The sequence below is a fragment of the Candidatus Pantoea bituminis genome, assembly GCF_018842675.1.
Taxonomy (GTDB): Bacteria; Pseudomonadota; Gammaproteobacteria; order Enterobacterales; family Enterobacteriaceae; genus Pantoea; species Pantoea phytostimulans.
Genome location: NZ_JAGTWO010000004.1, coordinates 3716474 through 3739948, shown reverse-complemented (window position 1 = coordinate 3739948; position 23475 = coordinate 3716474). Strand labels below are relative to the sequence as shown.

The following is a 23475-nucleotide window of genomic DNA, read 5'->3' as shown; positions in this document are numbered from 1 at the left end:
AAAACCAGAGCTCTTTTAGGGTGATTCATGAGTAAAATCGGGTTTTACCTGCTGCTGCTGGTGCTTGCACCGGTCGCTGCGGTGATCATCATCACGCCGATGGATAGCCAAAAGCAGTATATTTTTGGCTTAATCAGCATCGTTATGATGTTTTTATTGGGTTTCAGCAAAAGCCGCAAAATAACTGTGGTCATGGTGATTCTTTCCGCGCTGATGTCCACCCGATATATTTGGTGGCGCACCACTGAGACGCTGCATTTTAATTCAGAAATTGAAGCCATCATGGGCATCGGCTTATATTTAGCGGAGCTTTATGTCTGGCTGATATTAATTTTGGGCTTCCTGCAAACCACCTGGCCATTAAAGCGCACCATTGAACCGCTGCCGGATGATACTAGCCTGTGGCCAACGGTCGATATTTACGTGCCGAGCTATAACGAAAGTCTGGACGTCGTGCGCGACACCGTTCTGGCCGCACAGTGCATCGACTATCCGCGCGACAAGTTAAAAGTCTATTTGCTGGATGATGGCAAGCGCAGCGAGTTTGCGGTATTCGCCGCCGATGTTGGCGTGGGTTACATCACCCGTGACAACAATAATCACGCAAAAGCCGGCAACCTCAACCATGCGATGAAAATCACCAAAGGTGAGCTGATTTGCATTTTTGACTGTGACCACGTTGCGACCCGCACCTTTTTGCAGGCGACTGTGGGCCCGTTCCTGAAAGATCCCAAGCTGGCGCTGTTACAGACGCCACACTACTTCTATTCTCCCGATCCATTTGAGCGCAACCTGCGCGCAGCGCGCAGCATTCCCAACGAAGGCTCGCTGTTTTACGGCCCGGTTCAGCAGGGTAACGACAACTGGAACGCAACCTTTTTCTGCGGTTCTTGTGCGGTGATTCGCCGTTCAGCGCTGGAAGAGATTGGCGGCTTTGCGGTTGAAACCGTGACCGAAGATGCGCACACCGCATTGAAAATGCAGCGTCTGGGTTGGGGATCGGCATTCCTGTCGATTCCACTGGCGGCGGGCCTCGCGACAGAGCGCCTGGGTTTGCACATTGTTCAGCGTACCCGCTGGGCGCGTGGCATGACGCAGATCTTTCGCGTCGATAATCCACTGTTTGGTCGTGGGCTGAAATGGCAGCAGCGTTTGTGCTATCTCAACGCCATGTTGCACTTCCAGTTTGGTCTGCCGCGCGTTGCCTTTCTAACGGCACCGCTGGCTTACTTGCTGTTTAATCTCAATATTATTCACTCCTCTGCCTCGTTGATCTTTGCCTATGTTTTGCCGCATCTGGTGATGTCGCTTTACGTCAACTCGCGGATGAATGGCCGTTTCCGTTACACCTTCTGGGGTGAAATCTATGAAACGGTGATGTGTTTCCATCTGATTATCCCGACGATTTTGACCATGCTGTCACCCAAGCACGGCAAATTTAACGTGACCGATAAAGGCGGTGTGCTGGATCAGGGCTTCTTCGATTTCCACATTGTGCGTCCTCACGTCATCGTGGCGGTGCTGCTGACCGTCGGCATCGTTGCTGGCGTGGTGCGTGCGGTGATGCATGATTATTTCGGTGTCGATCCTTACGTTATTGCCCTCAACGTAGGTTGGGCGGTGTTCAGCCTGATTATCCTAATGGCGGCGATTGCGGTGGCCCGTGAAACCAAACAGGTCCGTAAAACAATCCGTATTGAGGTGCAGATCCCGGCGATTATTCACTACGCCAGCGGAATTTCCTCGCGCACCATGACCAGCGATATGTCGATGGGTGGCGCGCAGTTGGATGCACCCGATAATCGTCATGAGACGGATGAAATCGAAGAGATCGATCTGTTGCTGAAGTCCGGCACCATTACCATTCCCGTGAGTAAAATTTCCGGCGATGAAAAAACCATTCGCCTGCGTTTTGGCGCCATGCCGCTGTCACGTCGCCGCGAGTTGGTTCGCGTGGTATTGGCGCGTGCCGATGCCTGGATTCAGCCGGAGTATAAGAAAGATAATCCGCTGGTTTCGCTCGGCACTATCGTTCGCACGGTATTTGAACTGTTCTGGCTGACCTGGAAAGGCCGCCACGACAAGCGGAAACACGCCGAACAGGCCGCCGCCGCGAAAGAGGACAGCGCAGCATGAAAACCTTGACGCAAACTCTGCTGGCAAGCTCGCTGGCAGCTGCGCTGTTGCTGACGCCCGCCTGGGCAGAAACGCCGCCCACAGAAAACAACGGCTATGATGCGCCGGTGAACAGTGCAGCGCCCAGCGACCAACCCGTTAACGATGCCGCGCCTGCGGTGACGCAGGACAGCAATGCGCTTTCACAAGTGCCGCCGCCAGAAGGGCTGCAAAATGCCGATCCGCAACTGGAAGCGGCAGCCAGCGCGCTGCCTTACGCACCAGGTCAGGAAATCACTGCGCCTGAGCCGCTGCCGGTGATCAGCGCGGCCCTGAATCAGCCGATCAGCAGTGCCATTACCGTGGCGCAAATGGGCCAGACTCAAGGCATCACGCTGACTGGCGGTCAGCTGCAATCCGGTATTGTCTTTACGCTGCCAAATGATGAAGTCATCACCAATGCGCATCTCAATTTGTCTTTGCGCGTGTCGCAAGCGCTGGCTGCGCGTAACACCTCGCTGCAACTGATGCTCAATGGTCAGCCGCTGGGGACACTGCCGCTGGGTTCCAGCGACAGCGATGTCAGCGACTACCAGCTGGATATTCCCGCAGCGATGGTGGTGTCGAGCAATAATCTCAGCTTTAAAATCAACGATGCAGACAAACTGCTGTGCGAGAAAGAGAGCGCCGAGCAGTATCAGGTAACGATTCTGCCGAAAACTACGCTGACGCTTGAAGGGCAACAGCTGAACATTGGCACTGCTCTGCGTAACTTCCCGCGCCCGTTCCTCGATCCGCAACGTATGACGGCAAGTGCCGTAACCATGGGATTTGCCAGCAACGTTGCGCCAGATTCGATTAGCGCGGCGGCGTTGGTGGCGTCCTGGTTGGGCATTCAGAGTGATTATCGCGGCATCCGTTTTCCGGTGATGCGCGGTGAACTGCCAGAGAAAAACGGCATTCTGTTCGGTCATCCGGGCGACAAGATCGGCACGCTGACCTTTCCGGCGGTCACTGGCCCGCATCTGCAGGTAGTCGATAATCCGAACAACCCGGTTTACAAGCTGTTGCTGGTGAGCGGCGAAGATGAGAAGCAGCTGCGTCAGGCGGCTTACCGTTTGACTTCACAGCCTCTGACCACCGATGGCAGCGCGCTGCAAGTGCAGCCGCAGTCAATCGCCAACCGCCAGCCTTACGATGCCCCACGCTGGATCAACACCAGCCGCCCGGTGCGTCTGAGTGAGCTGTTGCGTAAAGATCAGAGCCTGACCAGCACCGGAATCTGGCACGATGCGATGCGCGTTAACTTCCGCGCCGCGCCCGACCTGTTCCTGTGGGATGGCGACACTGTGCCGGTTAATCTGCACTATCGCTTCCCGTCAGAAAGCTGGATTGATGAAAACGCCTCGTTACTCAACGTGACGCTGAACGGCACCTTCCTGCGTAATCTGACGGTAAACAAAGTCGGCCTGCTGGAAAATGCCTGGCATCGTTTGGGCGGTGATGCGCGTCAGGAGCAGTATCAGCTCAACCTCGATCCTTACCTGATCTACGGCGACAACCAGTTGGCGCTCTATTTCAACATCAAGCCAAAGGCCGATGCGCCATGCGGTGTACTGCTGAATAACAACATCAAGAGCCGCATCGAAGAGGATTCGTGGATTGATTTAAGCCATACGCGCCACTTCAGCATGTTGCCGAATCTCTCCTACTTTGTTGGTGCATCATTCCCGTTCACGCGGCTGGCGGACTTTGGCCAGACCACACTGCTGCTGCCAGAAAAGCCCACCGATGCGGAGATCTCTACCCTGCTGGATCTGGCTGCGCGAGCCGGTAACGCAACGGGTGTAGCACTGGCTCAGAATCAGGTGCTGTTTGGCCTGCCAAACGGCGGCACCAACCTGGCGCGTTTACAGCAGAGTGATGTGCTTGCCATTAGCACCACCGGCAACAGCGCGTTTAATCAGGCGATGCTGGCAAATTCACCTTACGAAGCCAGCGGCAGCACCTTTGGCGTGAAAGAGCCGAGTGCGTTGGAAAAAGCCCGCGCCTGGCTGATGGGGGATTGGTATCGCCAGCAGCTGGACGCCGATCGTTATTTCTCTTCGAATGAGTCGTGGCGTGGCTTCCTGAGCTATCGCTCACCCTGGAACCCGGATCGCCTGGTGGTGATGACGGTTGCAAGCAGTGACGATCAGCTGCTGCGTCTGCATAACGATTTAAGTTCAGCGCGCATCAATGCCGGCATTCGTGGCGATACCGCCATCATTACTGATGAAAACGGTATCCGCAGCTTCCGCGTCGGGCCGCAGTTCCCGAGTGGGGAAATGCCGTGGTACATGATGGTGGTGTGGTATGCCAACCAGCATTCTGTGCTGTTGGCGATGACGGCGCTGTTGCTTTCGGCATTGGTGGGAAGCGCGGTGTGGGTAATGTTGAAACGTCACGCAGGACGCCGCCTCAACTACAAAAATGATCGTGATTCCGGCAAGAAGTAAGGAACAATAATGAAAAAAATCTGTTGAGTGCCGGCATACGTCACGCGCTGTTTCTGGGCGGCGCACTGACACTTTCTCAGCCGCTGTTGGCGGCTGAGTCCACCAATCCTGCGTTACAGGCCCTGTTTGATCAGGCGGCTTACTGGCATCAAAAAGCGCATGACGATCTGGCTAAGTCCTCGCTGCAAAAAGTATTGATGGTTGAACCCAACAATACGCAGGCGCTCTATTTGCTGGCGCTCTATTCGCAGCAGGGCGGTGATAACGCCAGCGCGGCGCAGTATCGCGCACGCCTGAGTCAGGTTTCACCCAATGATGCCCATCTGAGCGAGCTGGATAACGCTCGCCAATTGCAAACCATTCCGCAGGCGCAGCTGTCACTGGCTCGCCAGCAGGCGCGCAGCGGCAATATCGCGGCGGCGTTGCAAACCTGGCGCAACACCTTTAGCGGCAATGAACCCCCTGCCAGCGTGGCGGCAGAATATTATCTGACCATGGCGGGCGATCGCACGCTGCTGCCGCAGGCAGTTGAAGCGCTGCGTCAGTTCTCCGCACAACACCCGCAAGATACCGGCGCTAAGCTGGCGCTGGGTAAAGCGATGACTTATCAAGAGTCGACACGCCGTGAAGGGGTTGATGTGTTGGGATCGTTGGCGGACGGCAATAAAGATGCCGATCGATCGCTGCGTCAGGCGCTGTTGTGGCTCGCACCACAAGCCACGGATGCGGCGATCTATCAAACCTGGCAGCAGCGTCACCCGCAGGATGCTGAGGTACTGGATTATTACCGTAAAAACGTCGGCGGTGCTGAGAAAGGCGCAGGTTTCACCGCGCTGAACAGTGGCGACGTGAGCGGTGCCCAAAGTAACTTTGAAAAAGTGCTGACTGCTAATCCGCAAGATGCCGACGCGCTGGCGGGCATGGGGTATGTCGCGCAGCGTGCAGGACGTTATCAGGACGCCGCAGATTATCTGCAACGCGCTGCTCAGATGGGAGGCGATCAAGGTGCCGAGCGTCAGAAACAGGCAGCGGATGCTCGCTTCTATGCGCAGTTGGCTAACGCACAGCAAGCGCTGAAAAGCGGTGACAGCGCGCAGGCTTTGGCTTTGAGCGAGCCGTTAACGCAGGCCGAAGGCGAAAAAGGGATTTCTGCAAAACTGTTCCGCGCCGATGTGCAGCGTCGCAGTAATCAGCTGGAGCAGGCAGAACAAACTTATCGCGCTGTTTTACAAAGCGATGCGGACAACCGCAGCGCGAAAGAGGGCTTGTTCTACGTGCTGCGTCAGCAGAATCGCAGTGCAGAAGCCAATACCTTGCTCTCTTCTTTACCGGACAGCGTGCGTCAAAGCGTGACGCCGCGTGGCAGCAGTATCGATCCGATTCGTCAGCAGGCCAAACGCCAGCTGGCGGCGGGCAATACCCGTGCCGCAATCGCTACGCTGCAACAGGGCATTCAGCGTTATCCAAACGAAGGCTGGTTGCGTCTCGACCTGGCGCGTCTCTATCGCCAGCAGGGCGACAGCCTACAAGCGGCTAACGTGATGCAGCCGGTGATGCGTAACGGCGCCAGCAGCAGCGAGCTTTACGCGGGCGCACTGAACGCCAGCGAAAGTGGTGCCTGGCAACAGGCCAGCGTGCTGCTGTCGCGGATTCCGTCCAACGCACAAACGCGTGAGATGCGGGAGCTGGCGCAGCGTGTGAACTTCAATTTGCAGATGAACACTGCCGATCAATATCTGGCGCAGGGTTCGAACGCGGCAGCAGCGAATACGCTAAAAGCGCTGGCGGCCCATCCGCCAACTAATCCAGTGGATGCGGGCAACCTGGCGCAGAAGCTGGCGAAAGCGGGCGATGTCACTACGGCGGTTGCTGTGGTGCGCGGCAACATGCAGCGCGGTGTACAGGGCAATGCAGGCGATTACGCCGCGCAGGTTAACGTGCTGAATCAGGCGGGTTTGGGCAGCGAAGCGCAGAGCTTCCTTAGCAGCCCAGAACTGCAGGCGCGCAGCACGCCAACCCAGCTGGCCGGTATTCGTAACGGTTATTTGATCAATGAAGTAGATCGCTTGCGTCAGCAGAAACAGTACGCGGCCGCTTATGACAAGCTGATCGGCGCGCTGCAACACGATCCGCAAAACCGCGATCTGATGTTCGCTATGGCACGTCTCTATCAAGACGGCAAGATGAACAAAGATGCGGGCGTGGTGTATGACTATCTGATGACGCAGGACACGCCAACACAAGATGCGCGAGTCGGTGCCATCAATGTTGCACTGGCGCAGAACAACGTCCAGCGTGCCAACGATTTGTCACGCGGCCTGAACAGCGTGCAGACGCCCGATCGGCAACTGCTGATGGCACGCGTGGCTGAAGCCAACGGTGACCATTCACAAGCGATGGTTTATCTGCGCTCGGCGCGTGGGCAGCTGATTGGTTTGCAAGGTGCACAAGGCGGCACGCCAACCGTGGGCGGCCTGGCCTTAGCGGATAATCCGTTTATCAACCGCAGCACCTCGCCAGTAGGGCGCTCGCCGTCCAGCTACGGCACCGTGTTGCCGTGGCAAAGTGCACCGGCTGCTACCAGCAGCGCTGAAGGCGTCACGCTGGCGAGCGGCGCGAGTATGCCGTCACCGCAGACGCAGATGCTGCATCAGATCGACACCATGATGGACGATCTGCAAGAAAAAACCGGTACCTGGGCGCAGGGCACGGTGCAGGTGCGTGGACGTGATGGTGAATCGGGCCTGAGCAAACTGACCGAAGCCAAAGCGCCGCTGACCTTCTCTACCGTGCCGTTTGGTGAGTCGCGCTTCGACTTCACCCTGACGCCTGTTTCCCTGACCGCAGGCAGCGCATCGGGTGATGCATGGCGCCGTTTCGGCACCAACGCGATCACGCAAGGCAACGTCGTGGCGGCAGGCGGGGCAACCGTAACCGATCAGCCAAGCGCCACCACCGATTCACAAACTGCATCGGGCGTTGAACTGAACCTCGCCTTGAAAGGCGACAGTTACAAAGTTGATTTAGGCAGTACGCCATTGGGCCAGGATCTCAGCACGCTGGTGGGTGGCGTTCAATGGTCGCCGAAGCTGACAGACTTCCTGACGCTGATCTTGACGGGTGAACGTCGCGCAATGACTGACAGCCTGCTCTCCTACGTGGGTTTGGAAGATAAAACCAGCGGCAAGAAATGGGGTCGTGTCACCAAGAACGGCGGCAACGCTTTGCTGAGTTACGACAACGGCGATGCGGGTTTCTATGTCGGCGCGGGCGGCTACAGCTATATTGGTGAAAACGTGGCCAGCAATACCAGTATGCAGGCAACCGCTGGCGCGTATGTGCGTCCTTATCATTACGACGACCGCGAGCTGAAAGTGGGCATGAGCCTGTCGTGGATGGATTTTTCGAAAAACCTGAGCTATTTCAGCTACGGTCAGGGCGGTTACTTCAGCCCGCAGAACTATGCTTCGGTGTCGTTCCCGGTCGATTTCTCACGCAAGTTTGATGACCTGAAAGTCAACGTTGGCGGTTCGGTCGGTTATCAATCCTACAGCCAGGATAAGAGCGCCTACTTCCCGGACGATCCAAACCTTCAGTCACAAATGGAAGCGCTGGCTGCCTCGGGTAGCGCGAAGAGCGCCTTCTATTCGGGCGACAGCAAAAACGGCATCGGCTATAACCTGCATGCTGGCGCGGATTACAAGATCAACAAAGACGTGACGATTGGTGGCCAGCTTGGCTATGACACCTTTGGTGATTACAACGAAAGCACGGCGCAGTTGAACGTCCGTTACATGTTCGGAGAAAAGTAATGAGTGAACATTTCGCTGGGGCATCGCACCCGCATCAACCCGGTTGGTTTGATCTGGTCAGCGTATTGCTGGAAGGCATGGTCGCCAACGCCGGTCAGGCTGAAGCTGAAGCCTTTTTACAGAATAGGGGTGAATCACTGGCTGCGCGCTACCCTTTGCCAGAAGCACGCACTGTCCAGGATCTGGAGCGCGAAATTAACCTACAACTGGCACGTTTTAACTGGGGTTTTGTGCAGCTGCAACCGCAAGATAACGCGCTGCTGCTGAAGCATCATGCGTTGCCAGCCGGTGATAATGCGCAGGCAGTAGCAGACTGGCAATCTGCTTTTGGCGCGGTACTGGCCGGATTATATTCGGGCTGGCTGCAAGGCCAGGGCGGTAGCGCAGCAGTACAAATCGTACTTGAACTGAATGACGGCAATACGCTGCATTATCGATATCAATAGGACGTTGGAATGAGAGCGAAGGTCTGCCTGAGATGGCTATTTTGTTGTTTGTTAATGGCTTTTAGCGTGCAAGCTAGTGCAAGTGGCTGGGATACGTTCAAAAGCCGCTTTGTGATGCCAGAAGGGCGCATCATTGATACCGCGAATAATAACGTCAGCCATACCGAAGGTCAGGGTTATGGCATGTTGCTGGCGGTAGCTAATGATGATCGCGCCACGTTTGACCAGCTTTGGCTGTGGACGCAAACGCATTTGCGTAATGCACAAAACGACCTGTTTTACTGGCGCTACACACCGGGCAACGACAATCCTGTTGCGGATAAAAACAATGCTTCAGACGGCGACGTCTTGATTGCCTGGGCGCTGCAACGTGCAGCGCAGAAATGGCAGGCAAATGAGTATCAGCAGGCTTCGGATCGCATTCAGCGCGCCATTGTGAAGCTCAATGTGATCACCTTTGGCGGCCATACCGTGATGCTGCCGGGTGCGCAGGGCTTTAATAAAAACAGCTATGTGGTGCTGAATCCGTCCTATTTCCTGTTTGCGGCCTGGCAGGCGTTCGCACAGCGCAGCCATCTTCAGGTCTGGAGCAAACTGATCGATGATGGTAATGATTTGCTGAGCGAAATGCATTTCGGCAAAACCGGCCTGCCGCTGGATTGGGTAGCCTTGAACGCGGATGGATCGCTGGCACCCGCATTGGGCTATTCCAACCGCTTTAGCTATGACGCGATTCGTATTCCGCTCAATATCTGGTGGTACGATCCGCAAAGCCTGGCATTGGGGCCGTTCCAGCGTGTCTGGCAGGGTTACAGTCGTCAGCAAACGCCTGCCTGGTTTGATGTGTTGGCCAATACGCCAGCACCTTATAACCTCGAGGGTGGATTGTTAGCGGTGCGGGATTTGACGATGAATCAAACCGGTTACATCAGCGATACCCTCGCCCCGGATCAGAACTACTTCTCCTCTAGCCTGCAGTTATTGACGTGGCTGGCGCTTCAGGATAAGCACTGAGTTAAGTGCTCTGCGCATGTTTTTGTCCTCTGCGCGTTTTTTTGTTCTCTGCGCGTTTTTTTGTTCTCTGCGCGCTGTCCCCCATCCCGGCCTTCCCCGCGACGCGGGGAAGGAGACGCTGCCACATGCAGCCTCATCACTAACATATGGCAGCATCTTCCTCCCCCATTTATGGGGGAGGACTGAGGTGGGGACAAACGACCCCGCACTCAAGAGGATTGAGGTGGGGGACAAACGACGTCCTCTGCGCGCTGCCCCCATCCCAGCCTTCCCCCGCGACGCGGGGAAGGAGACGCTGCCACATGCAGCTTCAATACTCGCATATGGCAGCATCTTCCTCCCCCATGTATGGGGGAGGACCGAGGTGGGGGACAAACGACCTCGCACTCAAGAGGATTGAGGTGGGGGACAGACGACCTCCTCTGCGCGCTGTCCCCCATCCCGGCCTTCCCCGCGACGCGGGGAAGGAGACGCTGCCACATGCAGCCTCATCACTAACATATGGCAGCATCTTCCTCCCCCATTTATGGGGGAGGACTGAGGTGGGGGACAAACGACCCCGCATTCAAGAGGATTGAGGTGGGGGACAAACGACCTCGCACTTAAAAAGGTTGGGACTAGCATCCCTACTGCGGATAAGCCACCCAATCGCCGCCATTAAGGCGAATCCAGGGTTTGCCCTGATACATCACCACCACCGCATTATCATTTTCAGAGACCACAGGCGTTTGCGGCAGATTGTCGGTCAAAGCTGACATATTCACATTCGGCGCATTAAATACCTGGCCATCAATTACCCGCGAAACCAGCGCTGAAATCGCCTGCAAGCTGGTGGGCGTATCAATCGTTAACGGCTGCCCCTGATGGGGTGCTTTCATGCCGACAAACTTAATGCCTACCGGCACATGTGTGATGCTGGGGCTGGGAATGTCGCGTAAACCTGACATCTGCATTTTGTCGCCCTGCAACGCTGCGCCGTGCTCTGGCACCACCACCACCATGACTCGACGGCCAGATTTCTCCAGATTATTCAGGAAGCTATCGAGTTGGTTAAACAGTTGCTGCGCACGCGGTTTCCAGGCGGCGGTTTGGCTACTGCCCAGTTCACGCGTGCCGTCATGCAGCGGAATCAGGTTATAAAGAGTCGCGCTGCGGGCATCATTACTTTTGCTGCGTTCATCTAACCAGCGCTGCATAAGCTGCGCGTCATTGAACACTGTCGACCCTTCAAACGACGTCAGCGCAGGTGCGATACCCACTTGCGACATCAGCGGTGCCTGCAAATCACCATAATCACGCAGCTCTTTAAGATAGCCACCAAACACGCCGGTGTGATCCATCATCAACTGCTGTTTAAAACCGAGCTTAGCGAGATTATCAAACAGATAGCAGCGCTGATCGGTGGGCTTATAGAGATCGCTGTGCGAGGTTTGCCCACAGCTGGCGCGCAGTAAACGCAGGCCGGCCGGGCCGCTGTAACCGGTTGCCGAGTTATAGTTATTCAACACAATATCAAAGTGCTGCCACAGTGGATGATTACGCAGTTGAGCGGCATCAACATCTGACCAGGCCAGCGAGCAAATGTTGACGATTAAAATATCAAACGGCTGCGAATCCGCCGGAAGCGCGGCAGGGAATTCTGTCACACGCTGGCGTTCACTGTCGTAAAAACGGTTGAGCCAGGCCGTCAGGTTAGCGCTGCTGGGCGGTGCAGACTGATCGAGCGGGTCTGACGAATTAACGACGGCTTTTTCGCCTGGTGCAACGTTACGTACCACGTCCGGCGTGGCGGCTTTCGTCGGCAGTAACGCGAACGAGGGACCGGCAAAATTCATGACATTGAGCCAAATCAGCATCAGCGAAACCAGCACTGAAATGCGAACCCACTGCGAAACAAACAGATACAGCACCAGTAACACGAAAGCCGCACCGATCATCTGCCAGTTAATAAACCGGTTAGTCAGATCAAGCAGATACGCGCCAGAGAATCCCGCCAGCTGATCGCCCTGACTGAGCAGGGAATGCATGCCTGGCAACCAGGTATCGTGCCAGAACAGCGCAATACTCAGCGGAATTGATAGCCCATTGCGCAGACGATGCAGGCGTAAAGAGGGCAGCGGAAACAGCAGCCAGGCAAGGAAGACAAGATTAGTCAGCGCATGAAAATTCAGGTAGCCGTACCATAACAGGCCAAACTTGAGCAGAAAGTAGAAATTCCAGCCGCCCAGCCCACGCCAGTTGTTCCACAGCAACGTAGAGGAGGCGGAATCATGTGTGTGGTGATGCATTAACGTTTCACATCCTTTTTCGAGGATTCTCGCTGCCAGTAACCGTGAGACTTCAACGCACGTGCAGGCAACAGGCGGTTCAGGAATCCGTTCCAACGGCGTGGCAACCAGTGGCGATATAACGGCTTCAAAAATAACAAAAGAAACAGAACAAGCAGCGCAATCTGCACGCTATCCATCAAGTTCATCAGCGTCTTTTCCCCTCAAGATTGAGCGAGACGGGTTGCGGTATGCGGCGCAACGGCATACGCGTCGCGCCAGTCGTGGTTTTTTCAACAGTCGTCGATTCCGCCGACAGCGGCATTTCGCGCAGGGAATCAGGCACGACATTTTTTATCTTGCCAACCTCAGCGAGGATTTGATGATCTTCAAACCACAGCACCCGATTAGCAAAAAGCTGATCGTGCGGCAGCGAAAAGATAAACGTCAGCGCGGTATCGAGATCGTTGAAACGGCAAGACGACAAAAACAGATAGACGCGATCGTCCAGCGTGGTGACTAAATCACCGTAGCGGCGCGGCTTACACAGCGTCAGAATCTGTTCCGTCTTTAACTCTGGGACGGGACGCAGCGCGACCAACAAGCCTTTATCGTTTTCTGGCAGCAGCGTATTCGACATCAACTGCGACACCGCCAGGCAAAAGGCATCCAACCGGAGATACCCCTTTTGCTGTAAGGGCTGCAATGCGCTGATCAACGCGTCAAGATTGCCCGGAACGTGTCGGCTGAATTGCAAACCCTGCAAGCCTTCCAGCGTCGTCAGGAAACGTGACATCGGTGCCGTTGACGGCACGATGGCATTGACACCGCACGCCAGCAGCAGGCGTTCATCGCTGTAGCGCAGGCTGGTTTTCATCTCACGTATGACAATCTTTAAGCCGTTACCGCGTGAACGGCGCAGGCTATGCACACGTTTTGCCAGCGAGTTGATCTCTTCTGTGTGCGTCAGGCTAAAAATGACCGTTGCCGCACTGGCTTGTTGCGCGCGGGAAAAAACCTGCTCATTATCCGCGAATAAAACCCACTGTTTTGATAGCGGCGGGGCCCCTTCCAGTACAATTTTATCGGCCAGATAATGGGTTACATCATCTCGGCTTAAAGGTTCAGGCTGTTCTTTTTCATTAACAGCAATAAAAGATTCATTATGCTGATTTAAGCGCAATGCACGATCTGCCAACAATCTATCGGTCGAATACCACCAGTTAATTCGATATTGCCAACTATCTTGCTGAAATTCTAAATGTGCGACGCCGTCAATCTGCCGAAAATACCGTTGAAGATTGTCACGAAGGTTAATAATTGTGGAGCCAAAGGTGATGATTAAAAAGGTGAATGCTTTTTTTGTTATTACCCTACGGATACGTTTCATCCATAGCGTCAATTCTTCAGCGGATAATTTATCCCATAGAAGCGAATCCGTATAAAACAGTACCAGGCCGCTTTTATTATTAAGAGTTCGCGCTAAATCGCTGTCGAGTTTTAGCAGGCTTTTTTATTTTTTGGTAGCGAAAACAGCGGAATACGATCGGGGCCCGCTGCGGGTGCGGGTGTCAGTAAGGCGCGAGGTGCTTCATCAGCACTGATTAGCGTTGCTGACTGTTGAGCACTGATCACCTGACGAATAAAGTGTCGGGCATCTTCCTGACGCTGGCAGGTGACCCAATAACATCCCGGTGATTGCATTGCCATTAATTCTGGCTGAACCTGTTGCAGGCCCAGTAGAGAGGAGTTTTTCATTTAAGTATCGCGATTCATTCAGTCAGCGCTAGCTTATTATAGAAAGCGGCGAATGTAACCGAAGATATTTAAAAATACGCTATGACAGAATACCTCTGAATGATTTATGATCGGCGTAACGCAGCATGCCTGTATTAAATTTAAATAATAAAACTGCACATTAACTTGCGTCGCTTATTTGTGACAAAAAGTTCTGTGGCGAACGCTTTGTGACAAACTTTTTGTAGTGAAGAGTAATGAATATTGAAAACACCTTTTCAGTGGTGACCTCTGCCAGTGAGCAGCAAGATGATATCAGTGCCTTGAGAGAAGCTTTTGCGATCAAGACTTTTCACTATATTGATATTGCGCGTGAAGAACGGCTGGCGGGCATCGTGGCGCGCTGGCCATTGCTGACGGAATTAGCGTCTGTTGTCGCGGAGCAGCAGCGCTAATGCCAACGGTGGTGATTCAGGGTTTGCGCGGCGGGACTGGCGCGACGTCACTCACTGCGGCGCTGAGCTGGGCGCTTTCCGCGTTGGGCGAATCGGTATTAGCCATTGATGGTGATGCTGAAAACCAGCTGGCGGCGCATTTCAACGCGCCGCTTACCGCGACACGCGGTTGGATGCAGGCAATCCGCGACGGGCAACGCTGGCAGGAGAGCGCACTGCGCTATCAGGCTGGCCTTGATCTGCTGCCGTTTGGTCAGCTCATTCATCAATCTGACTTAACGCTTTTACAGCAGGATGGCGAGATCGCCGCCGAACTGCTCAACGCCATTCCGGTCCTGAAACGCAACTATCAATGGCTTTTTTGGATATCCCAGCCATCAGCTTGCCCTGGCATCACACTCTGCTGGCGCAGGCTGACTGCGTACTTAAGGTATTAACGCCGGATGCCAATTGCCATTTGCGTTTACATCAACATACCTTTGCGGCCAATACGCGTTTTTTACTCAACCAATTTAATGCTAACAGCAAATTGCAGCAGGATTTGCATCAGCTGTGGCTGGCATCGCTCACCCACCTGATCCCGGTGCTGATTCATCGGGATGAAGCACTGGCAGAATCACTAATGATGAAGCAGCCGCTGGGTGAGTATCGTCCACACGCCTTGGCGAGCGAAGAGATCACCACGTTAGCGAACTGGCTGATTTTGCATATAGCGGGAGTGCGTCAGTGAATCCGCTGCGCTGGCTATTGATCCCTCAGGTTTGTCAGGCGCTGCAACGGCGTTATAGCGGCGCACGTCAACATGACGCGTCTGTCATTGCCAGCGTGTTGCAGCTGTTATGGTGCACGCTGGGCTGGGCCTTTTACGCTTTGAAACGCCAGCCTGGCAACGTGTGATTCAGGATCGCCGTCGTCTTTATCCACATATCTCGCCCGAACGGCCGCGGCCGCTTGATATTCTGCGTTATCTGCTACAAAGCTTCTGGCTGCTGCTGTTTTTGCCGCTGGATAGCAGCGTCCGCAGCGAACGTCTGCGTCTTAACGCGTTTCAGCCGCTGTTCCGCTGGCGTCAACGTTTGTATCAATGGTTGGGACAATTGCCTGAACGCATGGATGCGCAAGGCGTTAGTCAACGCGCAGAAAAACGGTTACGCCGTCTTTCACCCACCCTGCGTCGCGTGTTGTTTATCATCGTTGCTATGGGTACGACACTGCTGGCGCTGCTCTGTATCTCTCAGCCGTTTGGCTTGATGACGCAATTTATTTTTGTGCTATTGCTGTGGGGATTGGCGATGCTGGTGCGTCGTGTACCGGGCCGTTTATCCACCATCATGTTGATTGTGCTGTCGTTAACCGTTTCCTGCCGCTATTTGTGGTGGCGCTATACCTCAACGCTTAACGGGGACGATCCGCTGAGTCTGAGCTTTGGCTTGTTGCTGATTGCGGCGGAAACCTATTCGTGGACGGTGCTGGTGCTGGGTTACTTCCAGACGCTTTGGCCGCTCAATCGTCAGCCGATGACAATGCCGATTCCTGTCGATCAGTGGCCGAGCGTGGATTTGCTGGTGCCGACGTTTAACGAACCCTTGAGCGTGGTGAAGCCGACGATTTATGCCGCGCTGGGTATCGATTGGCCGAAAGAGAAGCTGAATATCTACCTGCTGGATGACGGCACGCGCGACGATTTTGGCGAGTTTGCGGCCAGCGTTGGCGTGCATTACGTGGTACGTCCAACCCATGAACACGCCAAGGCGGGCAACATCAATCATGCCTTACAAACCCGCTGTCAGGGTGACTACGTTGCTATTTTCGACTGCGATCACGTCCCAACCCGCTCGTTTTTACAGATGACGATGGGCTGGTTCATAAAAGAAGAAAAAATGGCGATGCTGCAAACGCCGCATCACTTTTTCTCTCCCGATCCGTTTGAACGCAATCTGGGTCGCTTTCGTCGTACACCTAACGAAGGTTCGCTGTTTTATGGCCTGGTACAGGATGGCAACGATACCTGGGACGCGACATTCTTCTGCGGTTCCTGTGCGGTGTTGCGCCGTAGCGCGCTGGATGAGATTGGTGGCATCGCCGTTGAAACCGTGACAGAAGATGCTCACACGTCGCTGCGTTTACATCGTCGCGGCTACAAGTCTGCGTATATTCGTATTCCGCAAGCGGCGGGGCTGGCGACAGAAAATCTCTCTGCGCATATTAGTCAGCGTATTCGCTGGGCGCGTGGCATGGTGCAAATCTTCCGGCTGGATAATCCCCTGTTTGGCAAAGGGCTGAAACTGGTACAACGCCTCTGTTATGCCAACGCGATGCTGCATTTTCTGGCGGGGATTCCACGGCTGATCTTCCTGCTCGCGCCGTTAGCGTTTTTGCTGTTCCACGCCTACATCATTTATGCGCCCGCACTGGCGATCGCCCTCTATGTCTTGCCGCACATGCTGCACACCAGCATGACCAACTCACGTATTCAGGGCCGCTGGCGTCACTCTTTCTGGAGCGAGGTCTATGAAACCGTGCTTGCCTGGTATATCGCCCGGCCAACGACGGTGGCGCTGTTTAATCCACACAAAGGTAATTTTAACGTCACGGCCAAAGGTGGGTTGGTGGCGGAACAGCATCTCGATTGGGTCATCACGCGTCCTTATATGTGCCTGGTGCTGATCAACCTGGCGGGCATTGGCATGGCGTTTTGGCGCATGGCAAATGGCCCAACCACAGAAATCCTCACCGTTTGGGTCAGCTTGATCTGGGTGATTTACAACATGGTGATTCTGGGCGGTGCGGTCGCGGTATCGGTAGAGGCGCGGCAGATACGCGAAGCGCACCGCGTAGAAATTGCCATGCCCGCTGCGATTGCCCGCAAAGATGGTCATATGGTGCCGTGTACGCTGCGCGACTATTCGGATGGTGGCGTCGGCGTTGAACTGCGCGAAGCCGACGCGCTGGTGGAAGATGAAGCGGTGCACTTACTGTTACGGCGCGGACAGCAGGAGTTCAGTTTCCCCTGCCACGTACAGCGCGTATTTGGGCGTCGTGCCGGGATTCGGCTGCATCAACTGAGCACCGAACAACATATCGAATTTATCCAGTGCACGTTTGCTCGCGCCGATACCTGGGCGTTGTGGCAGGACGGTTTCCCCGAAGATAAACCGGTGCAAAGTCTTGCCGATATTATGGTGCTGGGCTTCAAAGGCTATCTGCGCCTGGCAGAGTATGGGCCGCCGCAATTACGTCAGCTGTTTACGCTGCTTACCGGACTACTGAGTTGGCTGGCCTCGCTGCTGCCAAAAAGCGTCAGTGCGCGCCAACAGGCGTGACAGTTCAACACATTGATTGAGATAACCATGACAAGATTAACCGGTTGGTTCACCGCCCTGCTGATGGGCACCGCGACGCTGAGCTGTTTAGCAGTCCAACCCGCGAGTCCGATGATGCCAACTTACGCTGCAGCAGCACCGATTGCGTTGTCAGCGACAGCCAGCGATCCGAATGCGCCACTGCGTGACAGCCTACTGAATTTTGCTCAGGTTGCCCCGTCGCCAGGCAGCATGGCGCTACGCGGTACCCAGCCCACCAGCCAGATTGAATTTGGTGTGCGCAGTGATGAAGTGGTAACGCGAGCCTTGCTGAATCTCAGCTATCGCCCGTCTCCCGCGCTGATCCCGACGCTATCACAGCTGAAAATTTACCTTAATGATGAGATGGTGGGGCTGGTGACGCTAACAGCCGACCAGCTGGGAAAACGCAACCAAACGCAGATTTCACTCGATCCGCGCTTCATTGCTGATTTCAACCGTATTCGGCTTGAGCTGGTAGGCCATTACGCGAACGTCTGCGAAAACCCGGCCAACAGCACCATTTGGCTGGATATTGGCAAAGAGAGCCGCCTTGATTTAACGCTGCAAAAACTGCCGTTAAAAGATGATCTTTCGCATTTCCCGGAACCGTTCTTTGATGCCCGCGATGCGCGTCCGCTGACGTTGCCGATGGTATTCAGCACCCAACCCACGCTAAACCAACAGCGCGCTGCGGCAATGCTGGCCTCGTGGTTTGGCAGTAAAGCTGCGTGGCGTGGTCAAACGTTTCCGGTGTTGTATAACCAGCTACCCGAGCAGCAGCATGCGGTGGTGTTTGCCACCAACGCGCAGCGCCCAGATTTCCTCAACGATCATCCGTCAGTCAGCAAGCCAACGGTAGAGATTGTCAGCCAGCCCGGCAATCCTTATGAAAAAATGCTGCTGATTCTGGGGCGTGATGACAATGATTTGATCACGGCCGTGCAAGGGATTGCGCAGGGTGAATTGCTGCTGCGTGGCGACACCTCCACAATCGACAGCGTTAAATTACGTGAGCCGCGCAAAGCGTATGACGCGCCGAGCTGGGTGCGAACTGACCGACGCACTACGTTTGCGGAGCTCACGCAGTATCAAAATCAGCTGCAATCTGACGGACTGCAGCCCAATCCGATTAGCCTGACGCTTAACCTGCCGCCCGATCTCTTTTTAGTGCGCGCACGCGGCATCGATATGGATCTGATTTACCGCTACAGTGCGCCGATCCAACAAGATGGATCGCGGCTGGCGGTGCATCTTAACAACCAGTTTATGCAGGATTATCCGCTGCAACCCAAAGATACTGCGGATAAACAGATCCTGCGCCTTTCATTGATTCAGGGTTTGCAGGACAGCAGTCGCCAGCTCACTATTCCGGCGCTGCGGTTGGGCGTAGTGAATCAGCTGCGTTTTGATTTCGATTACGCCAACACCTTTATTGGCGGCACCGCCGACGGACGCTGCGAAACTGTCGCGCCGGTTGGGCATCATGTGGTAATTGACGAAAGTTCAAGCATCGATTTTTCCGGTTATCGCCATTACATCGAAATGCCGTCGCTGCGCGCCTTTGCCAATGCCGGTTTCCCGTTCAGCCGATACGCTGACTTATCACAAACGCTGGTGCTGGTGAATAAAAATCCCGGTCAGCAACAGATGACCACGTTGCTCGATGCGCTAGGCAATATGGGCGCGCAAACCGGTTATCCGGCGCTGCGGGTGCAGTTGACGGACGACTGGCGCAACGCGAAAGAGCAGGACAAGGATCTTCTGATGATCGGCACTATTCCGGCGGATCTGCAGGATGAACGCACGATCAATACGCTGGTTAAAGCCGCGCAGGGCTGGATGAACAAGCCGATGCGCCAGCCGCTGTCGGATATCACGGCGCAAAACAGCAGCGATCGTCAGGTCGAAAGCACCACCACGATTGGCTCACGCGGCCCGCTGGCAGCGATTATCGGCTTCCAGTCGCCGTTTAATGCGCAGCGTAGCGTGGTGGCTTTGCTGGCGGATGGCAGCCCGCGCGCCTGGGATTTGCTGAACAGCGCCATGCTCGACAGCAGCAAGCGTGGCGACGTGTTTGGTTCAGCCGCCATTATTCGTGAATCGGGAGTTGATAGCCTGCGCGTTGGCGAAAGTTATTACGTTGGGCATCTGCCGTGGTGGGAACGTTTATGGAACGCGCTGGCAACGCATCCTTTCTGGCTGGCTTCCTGCGCGGTGATTGTGGTGGTGCTGTTTGCGCTGATGGCATGGCGCCTGATGCGAATGGTGAGCCGCCGCCGTTTAGCTGAAGATGATGATGAATAATATTCGTCTGAGCCTGCTGCTGAGCGGATTGCTGGGCGCGTTAACCGCCCAGGCTTCGGGCCCACAGGTTTCGCCGGTGGCGTGGTTGCTTACGCAGATTCGCACCGGTGAATCGATCAACAAGTACGACTTAGTTCAGCAATCGCTCTATCGACTGGAAAAAATCGACCCTGAAAATCCGCAGGTGCTGGCGGCACGCCTGCGCGTGTCACTGCATCAGGGCGATTTGACGCAGGCGCAGAGCCTGATGGCGCAACTGCGTCATGTCGCGCCAGATTCTGAAGCCGCACGTGAGTCGGCGGCGGGACTGAAGATGATGTCAGGCGAGGGGCGGCAAAAATTGCAGGAAGCACGCTTGTTGGCGGCGTCGGGAAGGCTGGCAGAAGCCAAAGCCGCTTACGATGCGCAATTTGCCGGGATTTTTCCTGATGTCAGTATGGCACTGGAATATTGGCGTTTGGTGGCGCGCTTACCCAGCAATGAAATGACGGCATACCAACAGTTGCAGGCGCTGGAAAAGCGTTATCCGGGCAACATCAGCGTTGAACTGCAGTTGGCACGCATGGCGTTTGAACACCAACAGCCTGCTGAAGCGGTGACGCAACTGCGTCGTCTTGCCAACATCAATGAAGGTCGCGTGGCCGCAGCAGAGCTGTGGCTGACGCAAATCCGTAATCAGCCTGTCAGCGACAGCAGCGTGGCTGCATTGCAACACTATCTCAGTCTCTTCAACAGCGGGGACGAGCAGCGGCAAGGTGAAGAAGAGCTTACGCGCCAGCAAACGTTGCTGGCCGATCCCGCTTATCGCCAGCGCGTACGTGGTTTGGCATTAGTCGAGGCTGGCGGCGGCGCGAATGCTATTCCCTCGCTGACGGCAGCGATCAAAGCGCATCCCGACGATGCCGAATTGCTGGGTGCAATGGGTCAGGCACAGGCGCGAGTCAATCATCGTGCCAGCGCAATCAGCTGGCTGGAACGCGCAGTAAAAGCTGGGCAGCAAAGTACACAGCTTGGCAAATGGCAATCGCTGCTGCAAACCAACCGCTACTGGCTGGCGATTGAGAACGGCGATCAGGCGCTGGCAAAACAGGATATCGACAGGGCAGAGCAGTACTATCGTACGGCGCAGGCGCTTGATGATCGCGACAGTTATGCGCTGATTGGCCTCGGTGACGTGGCGCTGGCGCGTAAAAATAGCCAGAAAGCAGAGCAGCTTTGGCAGCAGGCGTTGACGCGTGATCGTAGCAATATCACCACCATTCGTCGCTTGATTGGGCTTTATCAAAGCGAATCTCCGGCACGTGCGCTGCAATATATGAGTAGCCTGCCCGCCGCGCAGCAGCCTGCATTAGCAGAAACATTACGTGATTTACATAGCGATACCTTGCGTGCAGAAGGTGATGCGCTGGCGCAGCAAACCCATTGGGCGCAGGCTGCGGTGAAGTATCAACAGGCGGCACAGTTAACCCCGAATGATGTCTGGCTTAACTATCGCCTTGCGGGTGCGCTGCACAACGGCGGCGAGAAGAAGCAGGGCGATGGCATCATGCACGCGCTGCTGAATCATCATCCTGACGATGTGACTGCTCATTATGCCGCTGCGCTTTATCTTTCCAGCCATGACGATGGCGATGCCGCGCTTTCCACCATGCACCGGCTGCCGTCGGCAAAATGGGACGATAATATGCGGGCGTTGGCGGCTCGGTTGATGCAGGACAAGCTGCTGGCTGAGGCGCGTGCGCTGCGTGAAAAGGGCCAGGAAGAGGCCGCAACGGCTTTGCTGCTTCAGCAGCCTGTATCAACGCGCCGCGACATGCTGTTAGCGGATTGGGCGTTGGAGCGAGGCGATGCGCGACAGGCGCTGGATACCTATCAAAAAGTTTTAATAAAAGAACCGGATAACAGCGATGCCAGATTAGGCCGTATCGACGCGCTAATTGCTTTAAAACATAAGTCGGAAGCGTACAAGGCGTTGCAAAAACTGCCTTCTACTGAACGGCAAACCAGTAACAGCGAACGTCGTATCGCGCTGGCCTGGCAGCAGGTGGGCGAAACAACACGCGCGCAGCAGTTGCTTCAGGCGCTAAAGCTTCGCGTGGCTTCTGATCCGCCTTCACCCGATAAGGCGTTGATTTACCGCGATGCGGCACGCGTTGAACTGACGCAGCAGCAGTCCACGGCGGCGCTTAATGATTATCGTGACGCGATGGTCGCCAGCGGCATCACGGCAACACGGCCGGAAAATAGCGAGAGCTTAACGGCGTTAACGCGCAATGAATTGCAGGATGACTGGCTAAAACGCAGCATTCGCCGCGATGCCGCCGATCTTTATCGTCAGCAAGAGACGACGCTGACGCTGGAACAGGATTATTCACGTAATAAAGGCAGCGGCGGACTTTCTGATTTCACCGCGCACACCACCTTGTTGCAGGCCGACACGCCGCTGGCAGCAGGACGCACTTTTGTCCGGCTCGATCATGTACAGCTCTCGGCGGGGAGCTTTGCTCACGCGAACGGTACGCATGACGCCCTTTTCGGCAGTTGTAATGACGCCAACTCTGGCGGCTGTAGCCGAGACTTTACCCAACGCGACGAAGGCACGGCTGTCGGCATCGGTTGGAAGAGTGATCGCTGGTCAGCGGATGTTGGCACCACGCCGCTGGGCTTTGCGGTGACAAATTGGGTCGGCGGCATCAGCTGGAAAACCGATCTGAAAGAGGTTGGCATTGTTATCAATGCCTCACGGCGTCCCATCTCCAGTTCGTTACTGGCTTTTGCGGGTACGCGTGATCCCTCGGCGCAGGGCGGAAAAACCGTTGGCGGCGTGGTCGCCACCGGCGGGGAATGGGGTTGAGTTACGATCGCGGCGGCGCACAAGGCATATGGGGCGATGTCAGCGCGCACCAGATTAGCGGTGAAAACGTTGCGGATAATAGCCGCGAACGTGTAATGGGCGGCTATTACTACAAGCTGATTAATGAAGACAATCGCCGCGCTACCGTCGGATTGAACAGCATGCTGTGGCATTACCAGAAGGATCTCAGCGGTTACAGCTTTGGTCAGGGCGGTTATTACAGCCCGCAGCGCTACCTCTCTTCTCGCTGCCGGTGAGCTGGTGGCAGCGCATGGAAAACTGGTCGTATGAACTCGGCGGTTCAGCTTCATGGTCGCAATCTCATCGCGATGCGCAGCGGCGCTATCCGCTGAATCCGGGCTTTATGCTGGCCTCGAATCCCCTGTCAGAAAGCAGCACCAGTCGCGGTATCGGTTACACTTTGCAGGCGCTGCTAGAGCGACGCGTGACCGCAAACTGGTTTATTGGCGCGGGCATTGATATCCAGCAAGCTGAAGATTACACGCCAAGCCACGGTTTGATTTATCTGCGTTATTCAGCCGCAGGATGGCAAGGCGATCTGGCGATGCCACCGCAGGCGTTGGTGCCTTATGCCGATTTTAAATAGCGCACCTTGCCTGAGGAGAATC

General features: G+C 55.3%; 9 protein-coding genes and 4 pseudogenes. 10 read left to right on the top strand and 3 right to left on the bottom strand.

What is annotated here, in order from left to right:
• Positions 1-27: 27 nt before the first annotated feature.
• From bcsA (KQP84_RS21245) to KQP84_RS21225, 5 genes are read left to right on the top strand one after another with little or no spacing between them, the layout of a single operon-like run.
• Positions 28-2136, top strand: a complete 2109-nt coding sequence (bcsA, locus tag KQP84_RS21245) for a UDP-forming cellulose synthase catalytic subunit (RefSeq protein WP_215848013.1) — start codon at positions 28-30, stop codon at positions 2134-2136.
• Positions 2133-4613: a cellulose biosynthesis cyclic di-GMP-binding regulatory protein BcsB gene (gene bcsB / locus KQP84_RS21240; protein ID WP_215848012.1), complete on the top strand. Its 2481-nt coding sequence runs from the start codon at positions 2133-2135 to the stop codon at positions 4611-4613. The genes bcsA (KQP84_RS21245) and bcsB (KQP84_RS21240) overlap by 4 nt, the downstream gene beginning before the upstream one ends.
• A gap of 20 nt (positions 4614-4633) precedes the next feature.
• Complete coding sequence (locus tag KQP84_RS21235) at positions 4634-8425, top strand: cellulose biosynthesis protein BcsC (RefSeq protein ID WP_215848361.1); 3792 nt, start codon at positions 4634-4636, stop codon at positions 8423-8425.
• A complete protein-coding gene (gene bcsD, locus KQP84_RS21230) occupies positions 8425-8871 on the top strand; it encodes a cellulose biosynthesis protein BcsD (RefSeq protein WP_215848011.1) in 447 nt (148 codons plus the stop codon). Before KQP84_RS21235 ends, bcsD begins: the two co-directional genes overlap by 1 nt.
• 9 nt (positions 8872-8880) lie before the next feature.
• Positions 8881-9885 (top strand): family 8 glycosyl hydrolase, encoded by a 1005-nt coding sequence (locus KQP84_RS21225; RefSeq protein WP_215848010.1) that lies wholly within the window; start codon positions 8881-8883, stop codon positions 9883-9885.
• Positions 9886-10511: 626 nt separating this feature from the next.
• On the opposite strand, the gene bcsG is transcribed toward KQP84_RS21225, so the two are convergent.
• The 3 genes and pseudogenes from bcsG to bcsE form a co-directional block, all read right to left on the bottom strand.
• A complete protein-coding gene (gene bcsG / locus KQP84_RS21220; RefSeq protein ID WP_215848009.1) occupies positions 10512-12173 on the bottom strand; it encodes a cellulose biosynthesis protein BcsG in 1662 nt (553 codons plus the stop codon).
• Positions 12173-12361 carry a cellulose biosynthesis protein BcsF gene (bcsF, locus tag KQP84_RS21215; protein ID WP_215848008.1) on the bottom strand — a complete coding sequence of 63 codons (189 nt, stop codon included), beginning with the start codon at positions 12359-12361 and terminating at the stop codon, positions 12173-12175. The genes bcsG and bcsF overlap by 1 nt, the downstream gene beginning before the upstream one ends.
• Positions 12361-13856: pseudogene (bcsE, locus tag KQP84_RS21210) on the bottom strand (cellulose biosynthesis protein BcsE). The gene bcsF and the pseudogene bcsE overlap by 1 nt, the downstream one beginning before the upstream one ends.
• 290 nt (positions 13857-14146) lie before the next feature.
• Here bcsE and bcsR point away from each other — a divergent pair.
• The 5 genes and pseudogenes from bcsR to bcsC all read left to right on the top strand — a co-directional run bounded on the left by bcsR (position 14147) and on the right by bcsC (position 23453).
• Complete coding sequence (gene bcsR / locus KQP84_RS21205) at positions 14147-14344, top strand: cellulose biosynthesis protein BcsR (RefSeq protein ID WP_215848007.1); 198 nt, start codon at positions 14147-14149, stop codon at positions 14342-14344.
• Positions 14344-15074, top strand: a pseudogene (bcsQ, locus tag KQP84_RS26300) (cellulose biosynthesis protein BcsQ). The gene bcsR and the pseudogene bcsQ overlap by 1 nt, the downstream one beginning before the upstream one ends.
• Positions 15071-17667 (top strand): annotated as a pseudogene (gene bcsA / locus KQP84_RS21195) (UDP-forming cellulose synthase catalytic subunit). Before bcsQ ends, bcsA (KQP84_RS21195) begins: the two co-directional pseudogenes overlap by 4 nt.
• 27 nt (positions 17668-17694) lie before the next feature.
• Positions 17695-19992, top strand: a complete 2298-nt coding sequence (bcsB, locus tag KQP84_RS21190; protein WP_215848006.1) for a cellulose biosynthesis cyclic di-GMP-binding regulatory protein BcsB — start codon at positions 17695-17697, stop codon at positions 19990-19992.
• Positions 19985-23453 (top strand): annotated as a pseudogene (gene bcsC / locus KQP84_RS21185) (cellulose synthase complex outer membrane protein BcsC). Before bcsB (KQP84_RS21190) ends, bcsC begins: the two are co-directional and overlap by 8 nt.
• The last annotated feature ends 22 nt before the right edge of the window (positions 23454-23475 follow it).

Bases quoted from the DNA above. Each gene is read 5' to 3' on its own strand.
- bcsA (WP_215848013.1), top strand. From the start codon at position 28: ATGAGTAAAATCGGGTTTTACCTGCTGCTGCTGGTGCTTGCACCGGTC.
- bcsB (WP_215848012.1), top strand. From the start codon at position 2,133: ATGAAAACCTTGACGCAAACTCTGCTGGCAAGCTCGCTGGCAGCTGCG.
- bcsD (WP_215848011.1), top strand. From the start codon at position 8,425: ATGAGTGAACATTTCGCTGGGGCATCGCACCCGCATCAACCCGGTTGG.
- KQP84_RS21225 (WP_215848010.1), top strand. From the start codon at position 8,881: ATGAGAGCGAAGGTCTGCCTGAGATGGCTATTTTGTTGTTTGTTAATG.
- bcsG (WP_215848009.1), bottom strand. From the start codon at position 12,173: ATGCATCACCACACACATGATTCCGCCTCCTCTACGTTGCTGTGGAAC.
- bcsF (WP_215848008.1), bottom strand. From the start codon at position 12,361: ATGAACTTGATGGATAGCGTGCAGATTGCGCTGCTTGTTCTGTTTCTT.
- bcsR (WP_215848007.1), top strand. From the start codon at position 14,147: ATGAATATTGAAAACACCTTTTCAGTGGTGACCTCTGCCAGTGAGCAG.
- bcsB (WP_215848006.1), top strand. From the start codon at position 17,695: ATGACAAGATTAACCGGTTGGTTCACCGCCCTGCTGATGGGCACCGCG.